Consider the following 18,385-nt stretch of genomic DNA (forward strand, 5'->3'; position numbering starts at 1 on the left):
CCTAGTGCGCGCGTGCACAAGCGCTGACGAGGGGCCCGGGTGCGTCCCCGTCGAGCGGCGACCGGGTCAGTCGGACCAGCGGAAGAACCGGGCCGCGGCGGTGCAGAGGATCGCACCCCAGACCAGCAGGACCACCAGGGCCTGCAGCGGCAGCCCGTGGTGCTCGAACGCGGAGCGGAAGCCGTCACCGAGGGCGGCGGACGGCAGGTAGGACACGACCCGGGACCACGGCTCGGGCAGGCTCGACCCGGGGATCAGCACCCCACCGAGCCCCAGCATGAGGACCCACACGAGGTTGGACAGCGCCAGGGTCGCCTCGGCCCGCAGCGTGCCGGCGAACAGCAGCGCGAACCCCACGAAGGTCGCCGTCCCGAGCAGCCAGAACGCGACGAAGGGGAGCACGCCCACGACGTCGGGTCGCCAGCCCATCGCCAGGCCCACGGCCGACAGCACGACGAACTGGATCACCTGGACCGCCATCACCGCGAGGACGCGGGCGAGGACCAGGCCCCCCTTGCCGAGCGGCGACGCCCCGAGCAGCCTCAGCACGCCATACCTCCGGTCGAAACCGGTCTGGATGGCCTGGCCGGTGAACGCGCTCGACAGCACGGCCAGGGCGAGGACGCCGGGCACGACCACGTCCGCGCGGCGGCCGGGTCCGAGGTCGGGCCAGGGCGCCAGCACCCCGCCCACCAGCGCCAGGGCGGGCAGCACGATGGACACGAGCGTCTGCTCGCCGTTGCGCAGGAAGGTGAGGGTGTCGAAGGTCGCCTGGGCGCGCACGCGCGCGGCGGTGGGTGCGGGGCGGCTCATCGGGCCTTCCTCGTCAGCTCGAAGTAGACGTCCTCGAGGGACCGGCCCGCGCACAGGTCGTCGGGGGAGCCGTCCCCGACGACGCGCCCGTCGCTGATGACGACGAGATGGTCGGCGAGGCGCTCGGCCTCCTCGAAGGAGTGGGTCGTGACGACGACGCCGACCCCGCGGTCCCGGGTCTCGCGGACGAGGTCCCAGACGTCGAGGCGCGCGTGCGGGTCGAGTCCGGCGGTCGGCTCGTCGAGGAACACCACCTCGGGGTTGCCCACGAGCGCCGCGGCCAGGGCCACGCGCTGCCGCTGCCCCCCGGACAGACGGCGGACCGTCGTGCCGGCGAAGCAATCGATCCCCAGCCGCGAGACCAGGTCGTCGAGGTGCACCGGGTCGGCATACAGGCTGGACAGGTGGCGCAGGAGACCGACCGGCCTGGCGCCGTTGGGCAGCCCGCCGTCCTGGAGCATCACCCCGACGCGGGCCCGGTGCTCGGCCGACGCGTTCCACGGGTCCGTGCCGAGCACGCGCGCGATGCCCTCTTCGGGTCGCTGCAGGCCCTCAAGGATCTCCATCGTCGTGGTCTTGCCGGCACCGTTGGGCCCGAGGACCGCGGTCACCCGACCGAGCTCGGCGCTCCAGGTCATGTCGTCGACGGCCCGCACCGAGCCGAAGCTCCTGCGCAGCCGCTCGGTGGTCACCGCTACCGTCACGGTCGGCGAGTGTACGCGGGATCCCCGGATCGCCCTGCGGCGGACCGGGTCACGCGCGTGATGATGGAAGGGTCGGCCTGGGCGAGGGCGGCCCGGACCGGGCACCACCCGAGGATAGGCAAGCCTTGGTAGATGCCTCCCAGGGAATTAGGTAACACTGGTGTTGTGTTTATCGGACGTGAGGCAGACGCGATGGGTGACCTGACCCCGCAGCGCGCCCGGACCGTCGAGGCGGTGCGGGAGTCCGGCACGCGCGGACGCGTCCAGCAGTTCGTCTCCGAGCACGGCCCCATCACCGCGACCGCCATCGCCGAGCGGCTCGGCGTCACCACCACCGCCGTCCGCCGGCACCTCGACGCGCTCACCGCCGCCGGGCTGATCGAGGAGCACGCCAGCGCGCCCGCGACCCGTGGTCGTGGCCGTCCGGCCCGCGCCTTCGTCCTCACCTCGGCCGGTCACCAGGCCCTGGACAGCTCGTACGACGACGTCGCCACCTCCGCCCTGCGCTACCTGTCCGAGCAGGTGGGGGAGCACGCCGTCGAGGCCTTCGCCCACCAGCACGTCGCGTCCTTCGAGGACCGCTACCGTTCCCTGGTCGAGTCGGCCGGCGAGACTCCCGAGGCCCGTTCCCGGGTGCTCGCCGAGGTGCTCACCAGGGACGGGTATGCCGCGTCCAGCCGCCCGCTCACGCTGGCGGACGGCTCGACGACGCTGGGCGTCCAGCTGTGCCAGGGTCACTGCCCCGTCCAGCAGGTCGCGTCCGCCTTCCCGCAGTTCTGCGAGGCCGAGCAGCAGGCCTTCTCCCGGCTGCTCGGCGTGCACGTCCAGCGCCTCGCGACGCTGGCGCACGGCGAGCACGTCTGCACCACCTTCGTGCCGGTGAGCGCGCTGAGCGCCCCGCCGGACACCCACACCGACGACCTCATCCACCCCCACCCCACCGACCCCGACGAAAGGTCCGAGCGATGACCACCAACATCGAGGAGCTGAACCCTGGACTGCAGGGTCTCGGCCGATACGAGTACGGCTGGGCCGACAGCGACGTCGCGGGCTCGACCGCCAAGCGCGGCCTGAACCCCGACGTGGTGCAGGACATCTCGTCGCGCAAGAACGAGCCGCAGTGGATGCTCGACCTGCGGATGAAGTCCCTGCGGCTGTTCGACAAGAAGCCCATGCCGAGCTGGGGCAGCGACCTCACGGGCATCGACTTCCAGAACATCAAGTACTTCGTGAAGTCCACCGAGAAGCAGGCCACCTCCTGGGAGGAGCTGCCCGAGGAGATCAAGGCGACCTACGACCGCCTCGGCATCCCCGAGGCGGAGAAGCAGCGCCTCATCGCCGGTGTGGCCGCGCAGTACGAGTCCGAGGTCGTCTACCACCAGATCCGCGAGGACCTGGAGGAGAAGGGCGTCATCTTCGTTGACACCGACACCGGGCTGCGCGAGCACGAGGACATCTTCAAGGAGTACTTCGCCAGCGTGATCCCTGCGGGCGACAACAAGTTCTCCGCCCTCAACACCGCGGTCTGGTCCGGCGGCTCCTTCATCTACGTCCCGCCGGGCGTCCACGTCGACATCCCGCTGCAGGCCTACTTCCGGATCAACACCGAGAACATGGGCCAGTTCGAGCGGACGCTGATCATCGCCGACGAGGGCTCCTACGTGCACTACGTCGAGGGCTGCACGGCGCCGATCTACAAGTCCGACTCGCTGCACAGCGCGGTCGTGGAGATCGTCGTCAAGAAGGGCGCCCGCGTGCGCTACACGACCATCCAGAACTGGTCCAACAACGTCTACAACCTCGTCACCAAGCGAGCCACCTGCGAGGCCGGCGCCACCATGGAGTGGGTCGACGGCAACATCGGCTCCAAGGTCACGATGAAGTACCCCGCGGTCTTCCTGCTCGGCGAGCACGCCCGTGGCGAGACGCTGTCCATCGCCTTCGCGGGCGAGGGCCAGCACCAGGACGCCGGCGCCAAGATGGTCCACGCCGCGCCCCACACCTCGAGCTCCATCGTGTCCAAGTCGGTGGCCCGCGGTGGCGGCCGGACGTCATACCGCGGTCTGGTCCAGATCGCCGAGGGCGCGCACGGCTCCAGGAGCAACGTGCGCTGCGACGCCCTGCTCGTCGACGACATCTCCCGCTCGGACACCTACCCGTACGTCGACGTCCGCGAGGACGACGTGCAGATGGGCCACGAGGCGACGGTGTCCAAGGTGAGCGACGACCAGCTGTTCTACCTCATGTCCCGCGGGATGTCCGAGGAGGAGGCCATGGCCATGATCGTGCGCGGGTTCGTCGAGCCCATCGCGCGCGAGCTGCCCATGGAGTACGCCCTCGAGCTGAACCGCCTGATCGAGCTTCAGATGGAAGGAGCCGTCGGCTGATGCCAGTCGAGCTCAAGTCACCCCCCACCCTCGCCGGGGTCCCCGAGGCCTACGTCCCGGACCAGTCGCGCGGCGAGCGCCGCACCTCCTACGACCTGGCGGACTTCCCGGTCCCCAACGGTCGCGAGGAGGACTGGCGCTTCACGCCGGTCGACCGCCTGCAGGAGCTGTTCCAGCAGGCGCCGTCCGACGTGGCCGGCATCAAGACCGACATCCAGGTGCCCGCGGGCATCAAGGTGTCGGAGGTCCCCGCCGGCGACCCGCGGCTCGGCACGGTCCTCACGCCGGCCGACCGCGCCTCGGCCGCGGCCTGGACGTCCTTCGCGGACGGCCACGTCGTGCAGATCCCGCAGGGCCGCGAGTTCGGCGAGGCCGCCCGCCTCACCGTGCGTGGGTCCGACCAGGCGCGCATCAACGGCCACCTGGTCATCGACGCCGGCGCGCACTCCTCGGCGACCGTGCTGCTGTCGCACCAGGGCTCGGCCCAGTGCACCGCCAACGTCGAGATCCGCGTCGGTGACGGCGCGCACCTGACGGTGGTCACCGTGCAGGAGTGGGACGACGACGCGATCCACCTGGCTCAGCACGACGTGCTCGTCGGCCGCGACGCGACCGTCAAGCACATCGCGGTCACCCTCGGCGGCTCGATCGTGCGGCTGTCGACCAACGTGCGGTATGCCGGCCCCGGCGGCTCGGCCGAGTGCCTCGGCGTCTACTTCACCGACGAGGCGCAGCACCAGGAGCACCGGCTGTTCGTCGACCACGAGGCGCAGCACTGCACCTCGAACGTCGAGTACCGCGGCGCCCTGCGCGGCGACACCGCCCACTCGGTGTGGGTCGGCGACGTCCTCATCCGCGCCGCGGCCGAGGGCACCGACACCTACGAGCTCAACCGCAACCTGGTCCTGTCGGACGGCGCGCGCGCGGACTCGGTCCCCAACCTCGAGATCGAGACCGGCAACATCGTCGGCGCCGGTCACGCGGCGGCGACGGGCCGGTTCGACGACGAGCAGCTGTTCTACCTCCAGGCCCGGGGCATCCCCGAGCGCGAGGCCCGCCGCCTGGTGGTGCACGGCTTCTTCGCCGACATCATCAACCGTATCGGCGTGACCGACACCCAGGCCCGCCTGATGGAGGTCATCGACCGCGAGCTCGCCGACTCCGTCGACGCGGCCTTCGCGGCAGCGCCTGTCGCCACCGGGTCCGGGTCGCCGAAGGAGGCCACCGCGTGAGCTACGAGGTCGTCTGCCAGGTCGAGGACATCCCGGTGGGCCGCGTCGCGGCCGCCGAGGTGGACGGCGTGACCATCGCCCTCGCCCGCACGGGCCAGCGCGAGTTCCACGCCGTCAACGACACCTGCACGCACGCCAACGTGTCGCTCTCGGAGGGCGAGCTCGACGGATGCCAGCTCGAGTGCTGGCTGCACGGCAGCTCCTTCGACGTGCGCTCCGGCGAGCCCAACACCCCACCCGCGACCGTGCCCGTCGCGGTCTATCCCGTCATGCTCGAGGGAGACGACGTCCTGGTGGACGTCCACGGGACCCTCGACCAGCGCGTCAGCGCCCAGTCCGCCAGCAAGGAGAACTGAACCAATGGCCACTCTGCAGATCAACGACCTGCACGTCTCGGTCGACACCGAGCAGGGCTCCAAGGAGATCCTCAAGGGCGTCGACCTCACGGTCCGCTCGGGGGAGACCCACGCGATCATGGGCCCCAACGGCTCCGGCAAGTCCACGCTCGCCTACGCCATCGCCGGTCACCCGAAGTACCAGGTGACCAGCGGCACCGTCACCCTCGACGGCGAGGACGTCCTCTCGATGAGCGTCGACGAGCGCGCCCGCTCGGGCCTGTTCCTCGCGATGCAGTACCCCGTCGAGGTGCCCGGCGTCACGGTGTCCAACTTCCTGCGCACCGCCAAGACCGCGGTCGCCGGTGAGGCCCCCAAGCTGCGTACCTGGGTCAAGGACGTCAAGAACGCGATGGCCGACCTCAAGATGGACCCGGCCTTCGCCGAGCGCAACGTCAACGAGGGCTTCTCCGGCGGCGAGAAGAAGCGCCACGAGATCCTCCAGATGGAGCTGCTCAAGCCGTCCTTCGCGATCCTCGACGAGACCGACTCCGGCCTCGACGTCGACGCCCTCAAGATCGTGTCCGAGGGCGTCAACCGGGTGAAGTCCGGTGGCGACGTGGGCGTCCTGCTCATCACGCACTACACGCGGATCCTGCGCTACATCAAGCCGGACTTCGTCCACGTCTTCGTCGACGGCAAGGTCGTCGAGGAGGGCGGGCCCGAGCTCGCGGACCGGCTCGAGGACGAGGGCTACGACCGCTTCGTCAACGCGCCGGCGCCGGCGGCCGCGCCCGCGACGGTCTGATGACCGACGTCTTCACCCCGGAGGAGTCGGCCCGCATCCGGGCCGACTTCCCGATCCTCGCGCGCACCGTGCGCGGCGGGAACCCGCTCGTCTACCTCGACAGCGGGGCCACCTCGCACAAGCCGTCCCAGGTGATCGACGCCGAGCGCCACTACTACGAGACCGTCAACGCGGGCGCCCACCGCGGCGCGCACCTGCTCTCGGAGGAGGCGACCGACGCCTACGAGGGCGCCCGCGCCACCGTCGCGCGGTTCGTCGGTGCGCCGACGCCGGACGAGATCGTCTTCACCAAGAACGCCACCGAGTCGCTCAACCTCGTGGCCTACGCCTTCAGCAACGCCGGCTTCGACGGCGCGATGGACGGCGCGGACCCCGCTGTGGCGCAGCGGTTCTCGATGGGTCCCGGTGACGAGATCTGCATCACCGAGATGGAGCACCACGCCAACCTCGTGCCCTGGCAGGAGCTGGCCCGACGAACCGGCGCCACCCTGCGCTGGCTCGGCGTGACGGACGACGGCCGGCTCGACCTGAGCAACCTCGACGAGGTCGTCAACGAGCGCACCAAGGTGCTGGCCTTCACCCACGTGTCCAACGTCCTCGGCACCATCAACCCGGTGCACACCCTCGTGGCCCGCGCCCGCGAGGTCGGCGCGATCACCGTGCTCGACGCCTGCCAGAGCGTGCCGCACCTGGGCGTCGACGTGCAGGAGCTCGGGGTCGACCTCGCCGCGTTCAGCGGTCACAAGATGCTCGGCCCCACCGGGGTCGGTGTCCTGTGGGGACGCACCGAGCTGCTCGCCGCGATGCCGCCGTTCATCACCGGTGGCTCGATGATCGCCGTGGTGCGCATGGAGCAGACCACGTATGCCGCTCCGCCGCTGCGCTTCGAGGCCGGCTCGATGAACGTCGCGCAGGCCGTCGGCCTGGCCGCGGCGTGCGACTACCTCGACGAGCTCGGCATCGACCGCGTCCACGCCCACGAGACGATGCTCGCCGAGCGGCTCCTCGCCGGTCTCGCGCAGCGTCCGTGGGTGCGGGTCGTCGGCCCCACGACCCTGGAGGACCGCGGCTCCACCGTGGCCTTCGTCGTCGACGGCGCCCACGCCCACGACGTCGGTCAGGTCCTGGACGACCAGGGCGTCGAGGTGCGGGTCGGTCACCACTGTGCCTGGCCGCTGCACCGGCGGATGCGCGTGGCGGCGACCACGCGGGCGAGCTTCGCGCCATACAACACCGTGGACGAGGTCGACGCGCTGCTGTCGGCCCTCGACAGGGTCCCCGCGATCTTCGGGCTCGACGTCGCGCAGGAGCAGGAGGCGAGCTGATGGACCTGTACCAGGAGCTCATCCTCGACCACTCCAAGCGCCCCCGGCACCCGGGGCTGCGCGAGCCCTACGAGGCCGAGGTGCACCACGTCAACCCGACCTGCGGCGACGAGGTGACGCTGCGCGTCCACGTCGACCGCACCGCGGGCTCGCCGGACCAGATCACCCTCGAGGACGTGTCCTACGACGCGCTCGGGTGCTCGATCTCGATGGCGTCGACGTCGGTCCTTGCCGAGGAGTGCATCGGCCGCCCGCTGTCCGAGGTCTTCGAGACCTTCGGGGCGATGCGGCACATGCTCACCAGCAAGGGTGCCGACCACGGGGACGAGGAGGTCATCGGCGACGGCGTGGCCTTCGCCGGCGTCGCGCAGTACCCCGCCCGCGTCAAGTGCGCCCTCCTCGGATGGACCGCCATGGTCGACGCCCTCGCCCAGGCCGGCGTCGACATCTCCAGCACCAGCCAGACCAGCAAGGAGTCACGAGCATGAGCGACCAGACCACCACCCTGCCGCCCAACGTCGCGGACGTCGAGGAGGCCATGCGCGACGTCGTCGACCCCGAGCTCGGCATCAACGTCGTCGACCTCGGCCTCGTCTACGGCATCACCGTCGACCCGCAGTCCAACGCGGTCATCGACATGACGCTGACGTCGGCGGCCTGCCCACTGACGGACGTCATCGAGGACCAGACCGCGCAGGCCCTCGAGGGCCTCGTCGCCGACCACCGCATCAACTGGGTGTGGATGCCGCCGTGGGGCCCGGACAAGATCACCCCCGACGGCCGCGAGCAGCTGCGCGCCCTCGGCTTCAACGTCTGACCGTCGACGCACCGCACGAGGCCCCCTCGCTCGACTCGGAGCGAGGGGGCCTCGTGCGGTTCAATGGGCCGTATGACGACGCCCCCCGCCGACCGCGAGATCCTCACCTACGCCGACTTCGGGCGGTCCATGCGCGAGCTGGCGCAGGCGATCGTCGACGACGGCTACGAGGTCGACGTGGTCCTGTCGATCGCCCGGGGCGGCCTGCTGATCGGTGGGGCGCTCGGCTACGCCCTCGGGGTCAAGAACTGCTCGGTCATGAACGTCGAGTTCTACACCGGGGTCGACGAGCGGCTCGAGATGCCGGTCATGCTGCCGCCGACCCCCAAGGCCATCGACCTGTCCGGCATGAAGGTCCTCATCGCCGACGACGTCGCCGACACCGGCCGCACGCTCGAGCTGGTGCACGAGTTCTGCCGCGACCACGTCGCCGAGTCGCGCACCGCCGTGATCTACGAGAAGCCGCACTCGATCATCAAGCCCGACTACGCGTGGAAGCGCACCGACGCCTGGATCGACTTCCCCTGGTCGGTCGAGCCGCCCGTCACCCGCAGCGCCTGAGCTGGGTGTCGTGCCCACCGGCGGTGTCGTGCCTCGCAACGCTGCCGGGGCGTCCCGTGCGCTCCCTCAGGACGGCGCCGACCACCACCTCCACCACGTTCACGGCCCCCACGACGTCCACGTCGACCCGGCGCGCCTGACCTCGTGGGTCGGCGGCTTCCTCGACCGGCACGGCCCCGCCCGCTGGGGCCACGACCGGGGCAGCGTCGTCGTGCGGGCGGCGGACGGTGCGGTCGCCCGCCTCGACGCGCTGGACCCCACGGGCAGCGAGGCGGTCTCGTCCCTGCGCACCCTGGTCGGCTGGCCGGGCCCGCAGCCGCGCCTCGCCCTGGTCCTGCTGCGACGAGGCCGATATGCCGTGGGCCTCGCGGACGCCACCGACCTCGTGGCGCACACGGCGGGGAGCCGCTATGTCCAGTCCCGCACGGCGGCAGGAGGGTGGTCGCAGCAGCGCTACCAGAGGCGGCGTCGCAATCAGGCGGAGGCCCTGGTGCGGCACGTGGCCGATGAGGTCGTCCGCATCTGCTCGGGGGCTGGACCCGCAGGGGATCGGGGCGGTGGGGGAGGAGCGCGCGGTGGGCGAGGAGCACCGAGCGGGGTAGGAGCGCCTGGTGGATCGGTCTCGCTCGGTGGCGCCGAGGCGCTCGTGCTCGGCGGTGACCGCGGGCTGGTCGAGCGGGTGCTCGAGGACCCTCGGCTCGCCGCCTGGCGGGGGCTGCCGAGGCGGGAGGCGTTCGGCATACCGGACCCGACCCACGCGATCCTGCGCGAGGAGCTGAGACGGGCCCGGGCCGTCCGCGTGACCATCCACGAGCCGACCTCCACGGGAGCGCGCCGCGGTGGCATGGTGGAGGGCATGACCGGAGAGACGATGTCCGATGCCCGCGAGCTGATCCCCGCCGCTGCCGCTGCGGTGACCGACCTCGTCGAGCGCATCCCCGCCGACGCGTGGGGCCGCCAGAGCCCCTGCGAGGACTGGACGGTCCGCGACGTCCTCAACCACCTGACCAGCGAGCACCTCTGGGCGCCACGGCTGCTCGGCGGCGAGACGGTCGAGCAGGTGGGCGACGACTACGACGGCGACGTGCTCGGTGACGATCCCGTGGAGGCGTGGCGACCGGCGCAGACGCGGTCGGTGCTGGCCTTCGGGGCGGTGGGGGACGACGACCAGGAGGTGTCGGTGAGCTCGGGGAGGATCCCGGTGCGGGAGTACGCCGCGCAGATGCTCGTCGACCTCACGGTGCACGCCTGGGACCTCGCGCGGGGTGCCGGGGTGCCGGTGACGCTCGTGCCCGAGGCGGTCGACGCGTGCCTCGGCTATGCCAACCGCGTGACCTCGGGCGGCGGCGTGGAGGGGATCTTCGGCGCGCCGGTGTCGACGAGCTCCCGCGATCGTGTCGACCAGCTCGTGGCGCTGCTGGGCCGCGACCCCGCCTGGCGGGACTGAGCTCGACGGACCTCGACGGACCTCGACGGACTGGGTCGTCAGGTGGTCTGCCGGCGACCCTGCGGAGCGAGCTCGCGCAGCGTATTCGCCGTCGCGACGGCCGCCGTCGCCGCCTCGTGACCCTTGTCCTCACGGGACCCGGGCAGCCCGGCGCGGTCCAGCGCCTGCGCGTCGTCGTCGCACGTGAGCAGCCCGAACCCGATCGGCACCCCGGTCGTCACGGCGACCCGGGTGATGCCGTCGGTGGCGGCGCTGCACACGTAGTCGAAGTGCGGTGTGCCCCCGCGGATCACGACGCCGAGGACGACCAGGGCGTCATACGAGGGTGCCAGGCGCGCGCAGGCCACCGGCAGCTCGAAGGACCCGGGCACGCGCACGAGGTCCACGTCGGTGACACCGGCCTGCTCGAGGGCTCGATGGGCGCCGTCGACCAGTCCGTCCATGACGGTGTCGTGCCAGGACGACGCGATGATCGCGACGCGCAGGCCGCTGCCGTCGACGGTGAGGGTGGGGGAGCCGTGGCCGGCCATGTCATGCCTCCTGGGCGAGGGTCGGGTGGGCGAGGGGGTTGGCGTCGAGGGGGTCGGCGTCGAGGGGGAGCGTGTGGCCGAGGCGGTCGCGCTTGGTGCGCAGGTAGGCCGCGTTGGCGGGGTTGGGAGGGACGTGCGAGGGCTCGATCGCGGCGACCTCGATGCCTGCGTCGGTGAGGGCGTCGACCTTGCGAGGGTTGTTGGTGATCAGGCGGACTCGCGTCAGACCCAGGTCGTGGAGGATGGCCGCCGCGCCGGCGTACTCGCGGGCGTCCACGGGCAGGCCGAGCAGCTCCTGCGCCTCGACGGTGTCGGCGCCGGCGTCCTGCTCGTGATAGGCGGCGAGCTTGGCCAGCAGCCCCACGCCGCGGCCCTCGTGCCCGCGGACGTAGACCACGGCCCCGCCCTCGGCCGCTACCCGCGCGAGGGCGTGCTCGAGCTGCGGCCCGCAGTCGCACCGCAGCGACCCGAACGCGTCGCCCGTCAGGCACTCGGAGTGGACGCGCACCAGCGGCGCGGCATCGACGTCGGTCCCGCGGGGGCTGACCAGGGCCACGTGCTCGGCCCCGGTGACCAGGTCGTGATAGCCGTATGCCGAGAACAGCCCGTGCCGCGTGGGCACCGTGGTCCCGGCCGCGAGGCTCACGCGGTCGTGCACCTGGCGGTGACGGACCAGCGCGGCGATGGTGATGACCGGCAGGTCGTGCTGGGCGCCGAGGGCCACGACGTCGGGCGTCCGCATCATCTCCCCGGTGTCGTGGACGAGCTCGCCGATGGCGCCGACGGGGGAGAGGCCGGCGAGGCGGCACAGGTCGACGGCGGCCTCCGTGTGTCCGGCGCGGGTGAGGACGCCGCCGTCACGAGCGCGCAGCGGCACCACGTGGCCGGGCCGGATCAGGTCGGCGGGTCGCGCGTCGGGCTCCGCGAGCGTGCGCAGCGTCGTGGCCCGGTCGGCGGCGCTGATGCCGGTCGTGACCCCGGCCGCGGCGTCGACGGTCACGGTGTAGGCCGTCCGCAGGCTGTCCTCGTTTCGCTCCACCATGAGCGGCAGGGCCAGCCGATCGGCCCAGGCGTCGGGCATGGGCGCGCAGACGTAGCCGGACGAGTGCCGGATCGTCCACGCCAGCCACTCGGTGGTCATGGTCTGCGCGGCGAGGACGACGTCGCCCTCGTTCTCCCGGTCCACGTCGTCGAGGACGAGGACCGGCCGGCCCTCCCGCAGCGCCTGCAGGGCGTCCTGGATGGGTGGCTCGACGAACATCACTGTCCTCCTGGGTGATCGACGCGATGGTGCACCGGCTGGGGCCGGAGGGTGATCCTGACGTCGCCGTCGAGGACGGCCACGTCGGTGGTCGTGAGGCGGTGCGCGTCGGCGATGGTGGCGACCCCGAGATCCCCCACCGCGGCCGCGCCGGCGCCGAGCAGCGCGGGTGCGACATACGCCACGACCCGGTCGACCACCCCGGCCCGCAGCCAGGCGGCGGCCGTCGTGGGGCCGCCCTCGAGCCACACGTGACGGACGTCCAGCTCGTGCAGGGTGGCGAGGACCAGGTGCGGGTCGCGCTCGCGGACGAGCAGGCTCGGGGCGCCGTCGTCGAGCACCCGGGCCGTGGGCGGTATGTCGCGACGGCCCACCACCACGCGCACCGGCTGCCGCTCGTGGTGGGACCCGTCGGCGTCGCGCACCGTCAGGCGGGGATCGTCGGCGAGCACGGTGCCGGTGCCGACCACGACCGCTCCGGCGGTGGCTCGCAGCCGGTGCACGTCGGCGCGGGCCGCAGGGCCGGTGATCCACTGGCTGCTGCCGTCGCTCGCCGCCGAGCGGCCGTCGATCGTGGCGGCGAGCTTCCAGGTGACGAAGGGCCGGCCGTGGGTCACGGCGTGCACGAAGGCCTCGACCATCGTGGCGGCCCCCTCCACCGGCACCAGGTCGCACCGGACACCGGCCGCGCGGAGGGTGTCGGCACCCCCGACGGCCACGGGGTTGGGGTCGGGAAGGGCATAGGCGACTCGTCGGACCCCCGCCTCGACCAGGGCCTCGGCGCACGGGCCCGTGCGTCCGGTGTGGTTGCAGGGCTCCAGCGAGACGTAGGCGGTGCCGCCGCGGACGTCGTGGCCTCCGGCCCTGGCCTGAGCGAGCGCGGCCAGCTCGGCGTGCGGCGTGCCGGCGCCGCGGTGCCAGCCCTCGCCGACGACCTCGCCGTCGCTGCCCAGCAGGACGCAACCGACACGCGGGTTGGCGTCAGCCGCGGGGCCGTTGGCGGCCAGGGCTACGGCGCGGTGCAGGAGCACGAGGTCGCGCTCGCGCTGCTCACGGTCCCCGTGGCCGTGCTGCTCGAGGTGCTCTTCGTGCTGGCCGTGCTCGGGGTGCTCGCCGTGCTCGCCGTGCTCGCCCCGGTCGTCGGCGGCGGTCTGGCCGGTCATCTCGTCCCTCTCGCTCGCTGCTGGTGCGCGAGCCCCGGGGAATGACGGCGACGGACACCCTGGCTGGCCGGGCCGGCATACGGCCTGCCGCAGGGTGCCCTGCGTCGAGGCACCCTCTCGGGCACCTCTCGTGCTGCCTCCCATCCGGACTTTCACCGTCGGTCCTGGAGTTCCGCCAGGTCAACCGCCCACCTCGAGAGGTGGTCGGGTCGCGGACTGTCACCGCCGGCTCGGAATTGCACCGACCCCGGAGCACGTGCCGTCGACTATGCCACAACGGCCTGTGGACCCACCTCGACGTCCGTCGCGGCCATCGGAGGGGCGGATGACTGTGCGCCTCGGTTTCGCCGCACTCCCGGGGCCTGCACGGCAGGCGGCATCGGCCGGGTTGCACCGGCTCTGACCTGCGGAAATATCCCTCTAGGCCCTTGCCTGGACCGGCCTGACGCGGTATCTTGGGACCAGGTCCCACGGTGGGGCGTTGCGGTCGGGGAAGGGGGCGGTTCACATGATCATCGACACCCGCTCCCTCGGTCTGCCCGACGTGATCGTCGAGGCGTTGGAGACGATCCTGGCCGCCACCACCGACACACCCCCTGGGGCCGAGCCGCGCTCGGACTCAGAGGTGCTGGAGCAGGTCGCCCTGGCCCGCGTGGTGGCGGTCCAACGCCTGACCGGATATCTACAGGCCCTGGCCATCTCCGCCCACGCGGAGCTGCAGGACAGCATCGCCACCGAGCTGGGCGCGCTCGCGGGTCCCGACCCGTCCCCGAGCCGGGCTGCCAAGGCCGTCGCGGAGGGCCATCGGGTGGCCGACGCCGAGATCGTCACCGCCACGGGCCTGGCCTTGCACGAGGTGCAGCGGCGCTCGCGCCTGGCCGCCTCGCCACGCGAGTTCCTGGGGGCGCTGCTGAGCGCGCTGACCCATGGCCGCACCACCCTCGAACGCGCCACCGCCGTGCGCGACGACACGGCCGCCCTGCCCGACGAGGCGGCGGAGCGCGTCCTCGACCGAGTCCTCGCGCCCAAGCACGGGCACGCCCCCGACGACCTCTCGCCCGAGGCGACGCTGAGCCACGCGCGCTTCCTGCGCCGGCTGCGCGAGCGGGTGGTCCACGAGACGGCACGGGTGCGCACCGCCGAGGAGGAGCGCACCCGGCGCCTCGAGGAGCGTGACGTGTGGAGCCGGGTCGACGACCACGGCGTGGCCCAGCTCGGCCTCTCCGGGCACCCGGATCAGGTGGCGGCGGCCAAGGGCCGGATCGACCAGCTCGCCCGGGCCGCCAAGCAGGGCGGCGACTCACGTCGGCTGGCGCAGCTGCGTGCTGACATCGCTCTGGCCCTGCTCACGCACGGGACGACCACGGCCCGGCCAGGGACCGGAGACGTGATCCAGCCGGAGACCAGGGATCTCCTCCCACCGACGTCCGGCGCAGCCGCGCCGCAGGGAGCCGATCGGCCGTGGGCACCGGGACCCGGGGGTGGCGATCTCGGCACCCTGGCGGCCAGGTCGGCCCCCGATGTGGTTGCCGCAGCGGGCAGCTCGGGTGCCGACGTCACCCCTGCGGCTCCGGACCCGTGGGTGCACCCAGACCCCGGATCTCCGTTCGCCGACCTCATCCTCCGCGACCACGAGGAGCAGGTCGCCTCCGAGCTGCATCAGCAGAAGGAGCTGGCCGCCGCGGACAGCGAGCGCGCGCGTGCCGCACAGGCTGCGGCCGCGCAGATCGCCCGCACCGCCGCGGCGCTGGCTGACCTGCGTGCCCCTGCCCACGTCGACGTGCGGGTCGACCTGCTGACCCTGCTCGGCCTGCGCGACGACCCGGGATACCTGGATGGCATCGGTCCGATCCCTGCCAAGACCGCGCGCGAGATCGCCCTGCGCACCGACAGCAGGTGGCACCGGCTTGTCCACGACCCCGTGACGGGCATCCTCTACGACCGCCGCACGGTCTCCTACCACCCCACACCGACGATGCGCGACGACGTCGTGGCCCGTGACCTCACCTGCCGCGCACCCGGCTGCACCCGCCCCGCCCAGGTGTGCGACCTCGACCACGTGACCCCCTACCCCACGGGTCCGACGAGCCCGGCCAACCTCGTGGCCCTGTGCCGCCACCACCACCAGCTCAAGACCCGAGGCCACTGGGACTACCGGCTCGACGGCGAGGGCCGGCTCCACGTGACGACCCGCACGGGACAGCGCGTCGAGGGCGGCGCGCACGAGCACCGGGACGCCGACCGTGCTGCCGCTGAGGTGCGTCCAGCACCCGGGCTGGACGAGTGGTCCGGCGGCGAGGGGCCGCGAGGGAGTCTGCCCGGACTGCTCGTTCCTGATCTGGCGACATGGCGACACCTCGACCTCGACAAGGTGCGCGCGCTCCGCGCTCGCGGCTTCATCGTCGTCCTGACGCTGGCAGCCTGAAGCGGGGTCCGGATTCACAGGTGACGTCCACCAACCATGGAGATAGGTGCGGCGTCGGAGGGGGTGCAACCGCGTTCCACGCACCACTCAGCCCCGAAAGGCCCCTGCCATGTCGTCGTCCGACACCCCCGCGTCGCGTCGCTCCACCTCGACGCGATCGATCGCGTCCTCCGCCCTGGTGTCCTCGTCCGTCGTCGCGACCCTGCTCGCGGGCACGTTCGCTGCCGCACCCGTGGCCCAGGCCTCGTCCCAGGTCGAGCAGGCCCGCCTCCCGCGCGCAGCCGCCGCACCGGTCGTCGACGGCGAGAACGACGGCCCGCACTCGCCCGTCAACCGCAAGCGCGCCGCCACCACCACCGTCCGGCGGGCCGGTGCGGTCATCCGGGACGTCGACCTGGGTGACGTGGAGCTGGGCAAGCGCAAGGGACAGTTCCGGTCCCCGGTCCGCGGCGTCCTGGTGACCCCGGACCGTCCGCGCGCCAACGCACCCCTGGTGATCATGTCCCACCTCCGCTCGCCCGGCTGCGCCGATGACGTCAGCGCCTTCCCGTGCCCAGGCAAGGACGTGCGATACGACCGCGGCATGACCTACCTGGGGGAGTCGCTCGCCAAGCAGGGCTACAGCGTGCTCATCCCTGACCTGGCACCGCTGTTCATCGGCATCGGCATGGCCCAGCCCTACGACCAGCAGGCCGGCTACCGCACGATCGTGGGGCGGCTGCGCGACGAGACGGTGGCCGCCAGCGCGGGGCGCGCGACCGCTTTCGGCAAGGGGCTGAACGGCGCCATCGATGCCCGTCGCACCGCCTTGATCGTCCACTCCCGCTCGGCCTACGTTGCCGGCCCGCTGGTGCAGGCCTGGTCGCGCAGCAGCTCCCCGATCGTCTCGGTCATGGCCTACGGCGGCGCGTTCGACGCCCCCGACGACCACGGGCGGTTCACACCGATGATCCCGGACGTCCCGTTCCTCGGGATCGTGGGTGACCGGGACAAGGACACGAAGTTCACGGGCCAGCTCTGGCTCACGCAGCACGCCGGCGCGAGCCGTCGCACCCCGGCCCTGATGAGCGTGGTGCCCGGTCTCGGCCACAACTACGTCAACCGCGCCCTGTCCTCCACGCGACTCGACGACCGTGCCGGGTGCGACGCCACCTGCCCGGGACCGGCGGCGCACGAGCGCTTCCTCAGCTCGGCCGCCCGCCAGTGGCTCGACGCCACCGTGCGCCGCACGCGCACGACGCTACCCATGACGGCCGCCGCCCCCCTCCCCACCACCCTCGGTGGCCTGCCCGCTCGCTGGCTGGCGGTCACCAACGCTCCCCGCGTCAACGCCTACCTCGGCGGGATGCGCGGCTCGATGCGCCCGATCGGCCGCGGCGGCTCGGTGCGGCCCTGCCTGTACGTCGACCCGATGAATCCTGCCAAGCCCGCCAACGCCTGCCCCGAGCCGCAGCGCGGAGACGTCCAGAACGCGAGCCGCGTCGCTCGCGTCACCGTCACCCCCTCCGGTGGCGTGCGGGTGGCCGCCAGGACCAGGGGTGTGCGCGAGCTCGTCCTGCAGCTGAGCCCCAACGACGATCGGGCCGACCGACGCGCCGGCTCCCCGCTGCGGGTGACCGTCCGCACCGCGTCCGGGCGCCCCACCGTCATCGACGTCCCGGCCACCCACCCGGCGCTGCGCAACCGCGCCGGCGCGGACGCCAACGGCACCTACGCGATCGGCACGGTCCGCCTGATGATGCCGCGCTCCGTGACTGCGTCGACCGTCACTGGCATCGACCTCACCGGTGGGAGGGCCTCGAGCAGCCTCGACATCCGGGCGGTGGACCTGGTCACCGGCTGACCTGTCAGTGGCTGAACCGTCACTGGCTGAGTCCGCCACGCCCCCTCACCGGCCGCAGCCCTGACCCGCTGACCCCAGCAGGGGGGAGCCAGCGGGTCAGTCCAGCAGGCGCTCGATGGTGGCGGGCAGGGCGGCGAGGCTCGGTATGACGCTCGCCGCTCCCGCCTCCCGCAGCGCTCGGGTGTCGTGGGCCCCGGACACGACGGCGATGCCCAGGACCCCCGCGAGCGACGCGGCGTGCATGTCGGCCACGTGGTCGCCGACGTAGAACGCCGCGTCCTCCTCGCGCAGCGGGATGGCCTTCTGCTCCCCGAAGTGGTCGCCGTAGTACGCGTCCACCAGCTCGCGCAGGCCCGCGTCGACCAGCGCCACGTCGACGACGGGGTGGTGCTTGGCGGACACGACCACCGTCCGGAAACCGTTGTCGCGCAACCATTCCAGGGCGTCGCGCGCCCCGGGCATCGGCCCGGCCTCGCCCGGCCGCTCCTCGTCGTACGCGCGCCGGTAGAGCGGCACGAACTCGGCGGGGTCGGTGCCGGGGGCCACGCGCTGCAGGATCTCCTCCAGGGGGTAGCCGAACCACGGTGTGAACGCGGTGGGCTGGACGTCGGCGATCCGCATGGTGCGGAAGGCCGAGCGGAAGGACTCCACGATGCGTTCGGTGGAGTCCACCAGGGTCTGGTCGAGGTCGAAGCCGACGGTGCGGGTCGTCATACCCTGATCCTCTCGCACCC

18 protein-coding genes and 1 riboswitch are annotated in these 18,385 nt (G+C 72.5%); of the genes, 12 read left to right on the forward strand and 6 right to left on the reverse strand.

The window, feature by feature from the left end; genetic code table 11:
• Positions 1 to 66: 66 nt before the first annotated feature.
• Positions 67 to 813, reverse strand: coding sequence for an ABC transporter permease (locus K313_RS0100995; protein WP_019284795.1), 747 nt, complete (start codon positions 811 to 813; stop codon positions 67 to 69).
• Complete coding sequence (locus K313_RS0101000) at positions 810 to 1,517, reverse strand: ABC transporter ATP-binding protein (RefSeq protein WP_029210047.1); 708 nt, start codon at positions 1,515 to 1,517, stop codon at positions 810 to 812. The genes K313_RS0100995 and K313_RS0101000 overlap by 4 nt, the downstream gene beginning before the upstream one ends.
• A gap of 192 nt (positions 1,518 to 1,709) precedes the next feature.
• On the opposite strand from K313_RS0101000, the gene K313_RS0101005 reads away from it, so the two are divergent.
• The 10 genes from K313_RS0101005 to K313_RS23800 all read left to right on the forward strand — a co-directional run bounded on the left by K313_RS0101005 (position 1,710) and on the right by K313_RS23800 (position 10,429).
• Positions 1,710 to 2,486: a helix-turn-helix transcriptional regulator gene (locus K313_RS0101005; protein ID WP_205621780.1), complete on the forward strand. Its 777-nt coding sequence runs from the start codon at positions 1,710 to 1,712 to the stop codon at positions 2,484 to 2,486.
• Entirely contained in the window at positions 2,483 to 3,904 is a 1,422-nt protein-coding gene (sufB, locus tag K313_RS0101010; RefSeq protein WP_019284798.1) for a Fe-S cluster assembly protein SufB, read from the forward strand. The genes K313_RS0101005 and sufB overlap by 4 nt, the downstream gene beginning before the upstream one ends.
• Positions 3,904 to 5,136, forward strand: a complete 1,233-nt coding sequence (gene sufD / locus K313_RS0101015; protein ID WP_029210049.1) for a Fe-S cluster assembly protein SufD — start codon at positions 3,904 to 3,906, stop codon at positions 5,134 to 5,136. The genes sufB and sufD overlap by 1 nt, the downstream gene beginning before the upstream one ends.
• A complete protein-coding gene (locus K313_RS19535; RefSeq protein WP_029210050.1) occupies positions 5,133 to 5,492 on the forward strand; it encodes a non-heme iron oxygenase ferredoxin subunit in 360 nt (119 codons plus the stop codon). Before sufD ends, K313_RS19535 begins: the two co-directional genes overlap by 4 nt.
• A gap of 4 nt (positions 5,493 to 5,496) precedes the next feature.
• Positions 5,497 to 6,279: a Fe-S cluster assembly ATPase SufC gene (gene sufC, locus K313_RS0101025; protein WP_029210051.1), complete on the forward strand. Its 783-nt coding sequence runs from the start codon at positions 5,497 to 5,499 to the stop codon at positions 6,277 to 6,279.
• Complete coding sequence (locus K313_RS0101030) at positions 6,279 to 7,604, forward strand: cysteine desulfurase (RefSeq protein WP_029210052.1); 1,326 nt, start codon at positions 6,279 to 6,281, stop codon at positions 7,602 to 7,604. The genes sufC and K313_RS0101030 overlap by 1 nt, the downstream gene beginning before the upstream one ends.
• The gene (gene sufU / locus K313_RS0101035; protein ID WP_019284803.1) at positions 7,604 to 8,092 is read left to right on the forward strand and encodes a Fe-S cluster assembly sulfur transfer protein SufU; all 489 of its coding nucleotides are present in this window, start codon (positions 7,604 to 7,606) and stop codon (positions 8,090 to 8,092) included. The genes K313_RS0101030 and sufU overlap by 1 nt, the downstream gene beginning before the upstream one ends.
• Positions 8,089 to 8,421, forward strand: coding sequence for a metal-sulfur cluster assembly factor (locus K313_RS0101040; protein WP_019284804.1), 333 nt, complete (start codon positions 8,089 to 8,091; stop codon positions 8,419 to 8,421). The genes sufU and K313_RS0101040 overlap by 4 nt, the downstream gene beginning before the upstream one ends.
• A 72-nt stretch (positions 8,422 to 8,493) precedes the next feature.
• Positions 8,494 to 8,982: a phosphoribosyltransferase gene (locus K313_RS0101045; protein WP_019284805.1), complete on the forward strand. Its 489-nt coding sequence runs from the start codon at positions 8,494 to 8,496 to the stop codon at positions 8,980 to 8,982.
• 28 nt (positions 8,983 to 9,010) lie between these two features.
• The gene (locus tag K313_RS23800; protein ID WP_169516801.1) at positions 9,011 to 10,429 is read left to right on the forward strand and encodes an acVLRF1 family peptidyl-tRNA hydrolase; all 1,419 of its coding nucleotides are present in this window, start codon (positions 9,011 to 9,013) and stop codon (positions 10,427 to 10,429) included.
• A 38-nt stretch (positions 10,430 to 10,467) separates the two neighbouring features.
• Here the strand turns inward: K313_RS23800 and ribH are convergent, their stop codons facing one another.
• The 3 genes from ribH to ribD are packed head-to-tail and all read right to left on the reverse strand — an operon-like array spanning position 10,468 to position 13,383.
• Positions 10,468 to 10,959 carry a 6,7-dimethyl-8-ribityllumazine synthase gene (ribH, locus tag K313_RS0101055; RefSeq protein ID WP_029210054.1) on the reverse strand — a complete coding sequence of 164 codons (492 nt, stop codon included), beginning with the start codon at positions 10,957 to 10,959 and terminating at the stop codon, positions 10,468 to 10,470.
• A gap of 1 nt (position 10,960) precedes the next feature.
• The gene (gene ribB, locus K313_RS0101060; protein WP_029210055.1) at positions 10,961 to 12,220 is read right to left on the reverse strand and encodes a 3,4-dihydroxy-2-butanone-4-phosphate synthase; all 1,260 of its coding nucleotides are present in this window, start codon (positions 12,218 to 12,220) and stop codon (positions 10,961 to 10,963) included.
• Positions 12,220 to 13,383 (reverse strand): bifunctional diaminohydroxyphosphoribosylaminopyrimidine deaminase/5-amino-6-(5-phosphoribosylamino)uracil reductase RibD, encoded by a 1,164-nt coding sequence (gene ribD, locus K313_RS19540; RefSeq protein ID WP_029210056.1) that lies wholly within the window; start codon positions 13,381 to 13,383, stop codon positions 12,220 to 12,222. Before ribD ends, ribB begins: the two co-directional genes overlap by 1 nt.
• 127 nt (positions 13,384 to 13,510) lie before the next feature.
• Positions 13,511 to 13,642: riboswitch (FMN riboswitch) on the reverse strand.
• 249 nt (positions 13,643 to 13,891) lie between these two features.
• Here ribD and K313_RS21880 point away from each other — a divergent pair.
• Both K313_RS21880 and K313_RS0101075 read left to right on the forward strand, forming a co-directional pair.
• Entirely contained in the window at positions 13,892 to 15,808 is a 1,917-nt protein-coding gene (locus tag K313_RS21880; protein WP_029210057.1) for an HNH endonuclease signature motif containing protein, read from the forward strand.
• Positions 15,809 to 15,917: 109 nt separating this feature from the next.
• The gene (locus K313_RS0101075) at positions 15,918 to 17,651 is read left to right on the forward strand and encodes an alpha/beta hydrolase (protein ID WP_029210058.1); all 1,734 of its coding nucleotides are present in this window, start codon (positions 15,918 to 15,920) and stop codon (positions 17,649 to 17,651) included.
• 96 nt (positions 17,652 to 17,747) lie between these two features.
• Here the strand turns inward: K313_RS0101075 and K313_RS0101080 are convergent, their stop codons facing one another.
• Complete coding sequence (locus K313_RS0101080) at positions 17,748 to 18,365, reverse strand: HAD family hydrolase (protein ID WP_029210059.1); 618 nt, start codon at positions 18,363 to 18,365, stop codon at positions 17,748 to 17,750.
• Between the last annotated feature and the right edge of the window lie 20 nt (positions 18,366 to 18,385).

The organism is Arsenicicoccus bolidensis DSM 15745 (assembly GCF_000426385.1).
Lineage (GTDB): Bacteria > Actinomycetota > Actinomycetes > Actinomycetales > Dermatophilaceae > Arsenicicoccus > Arsenicicoccus bolidensis.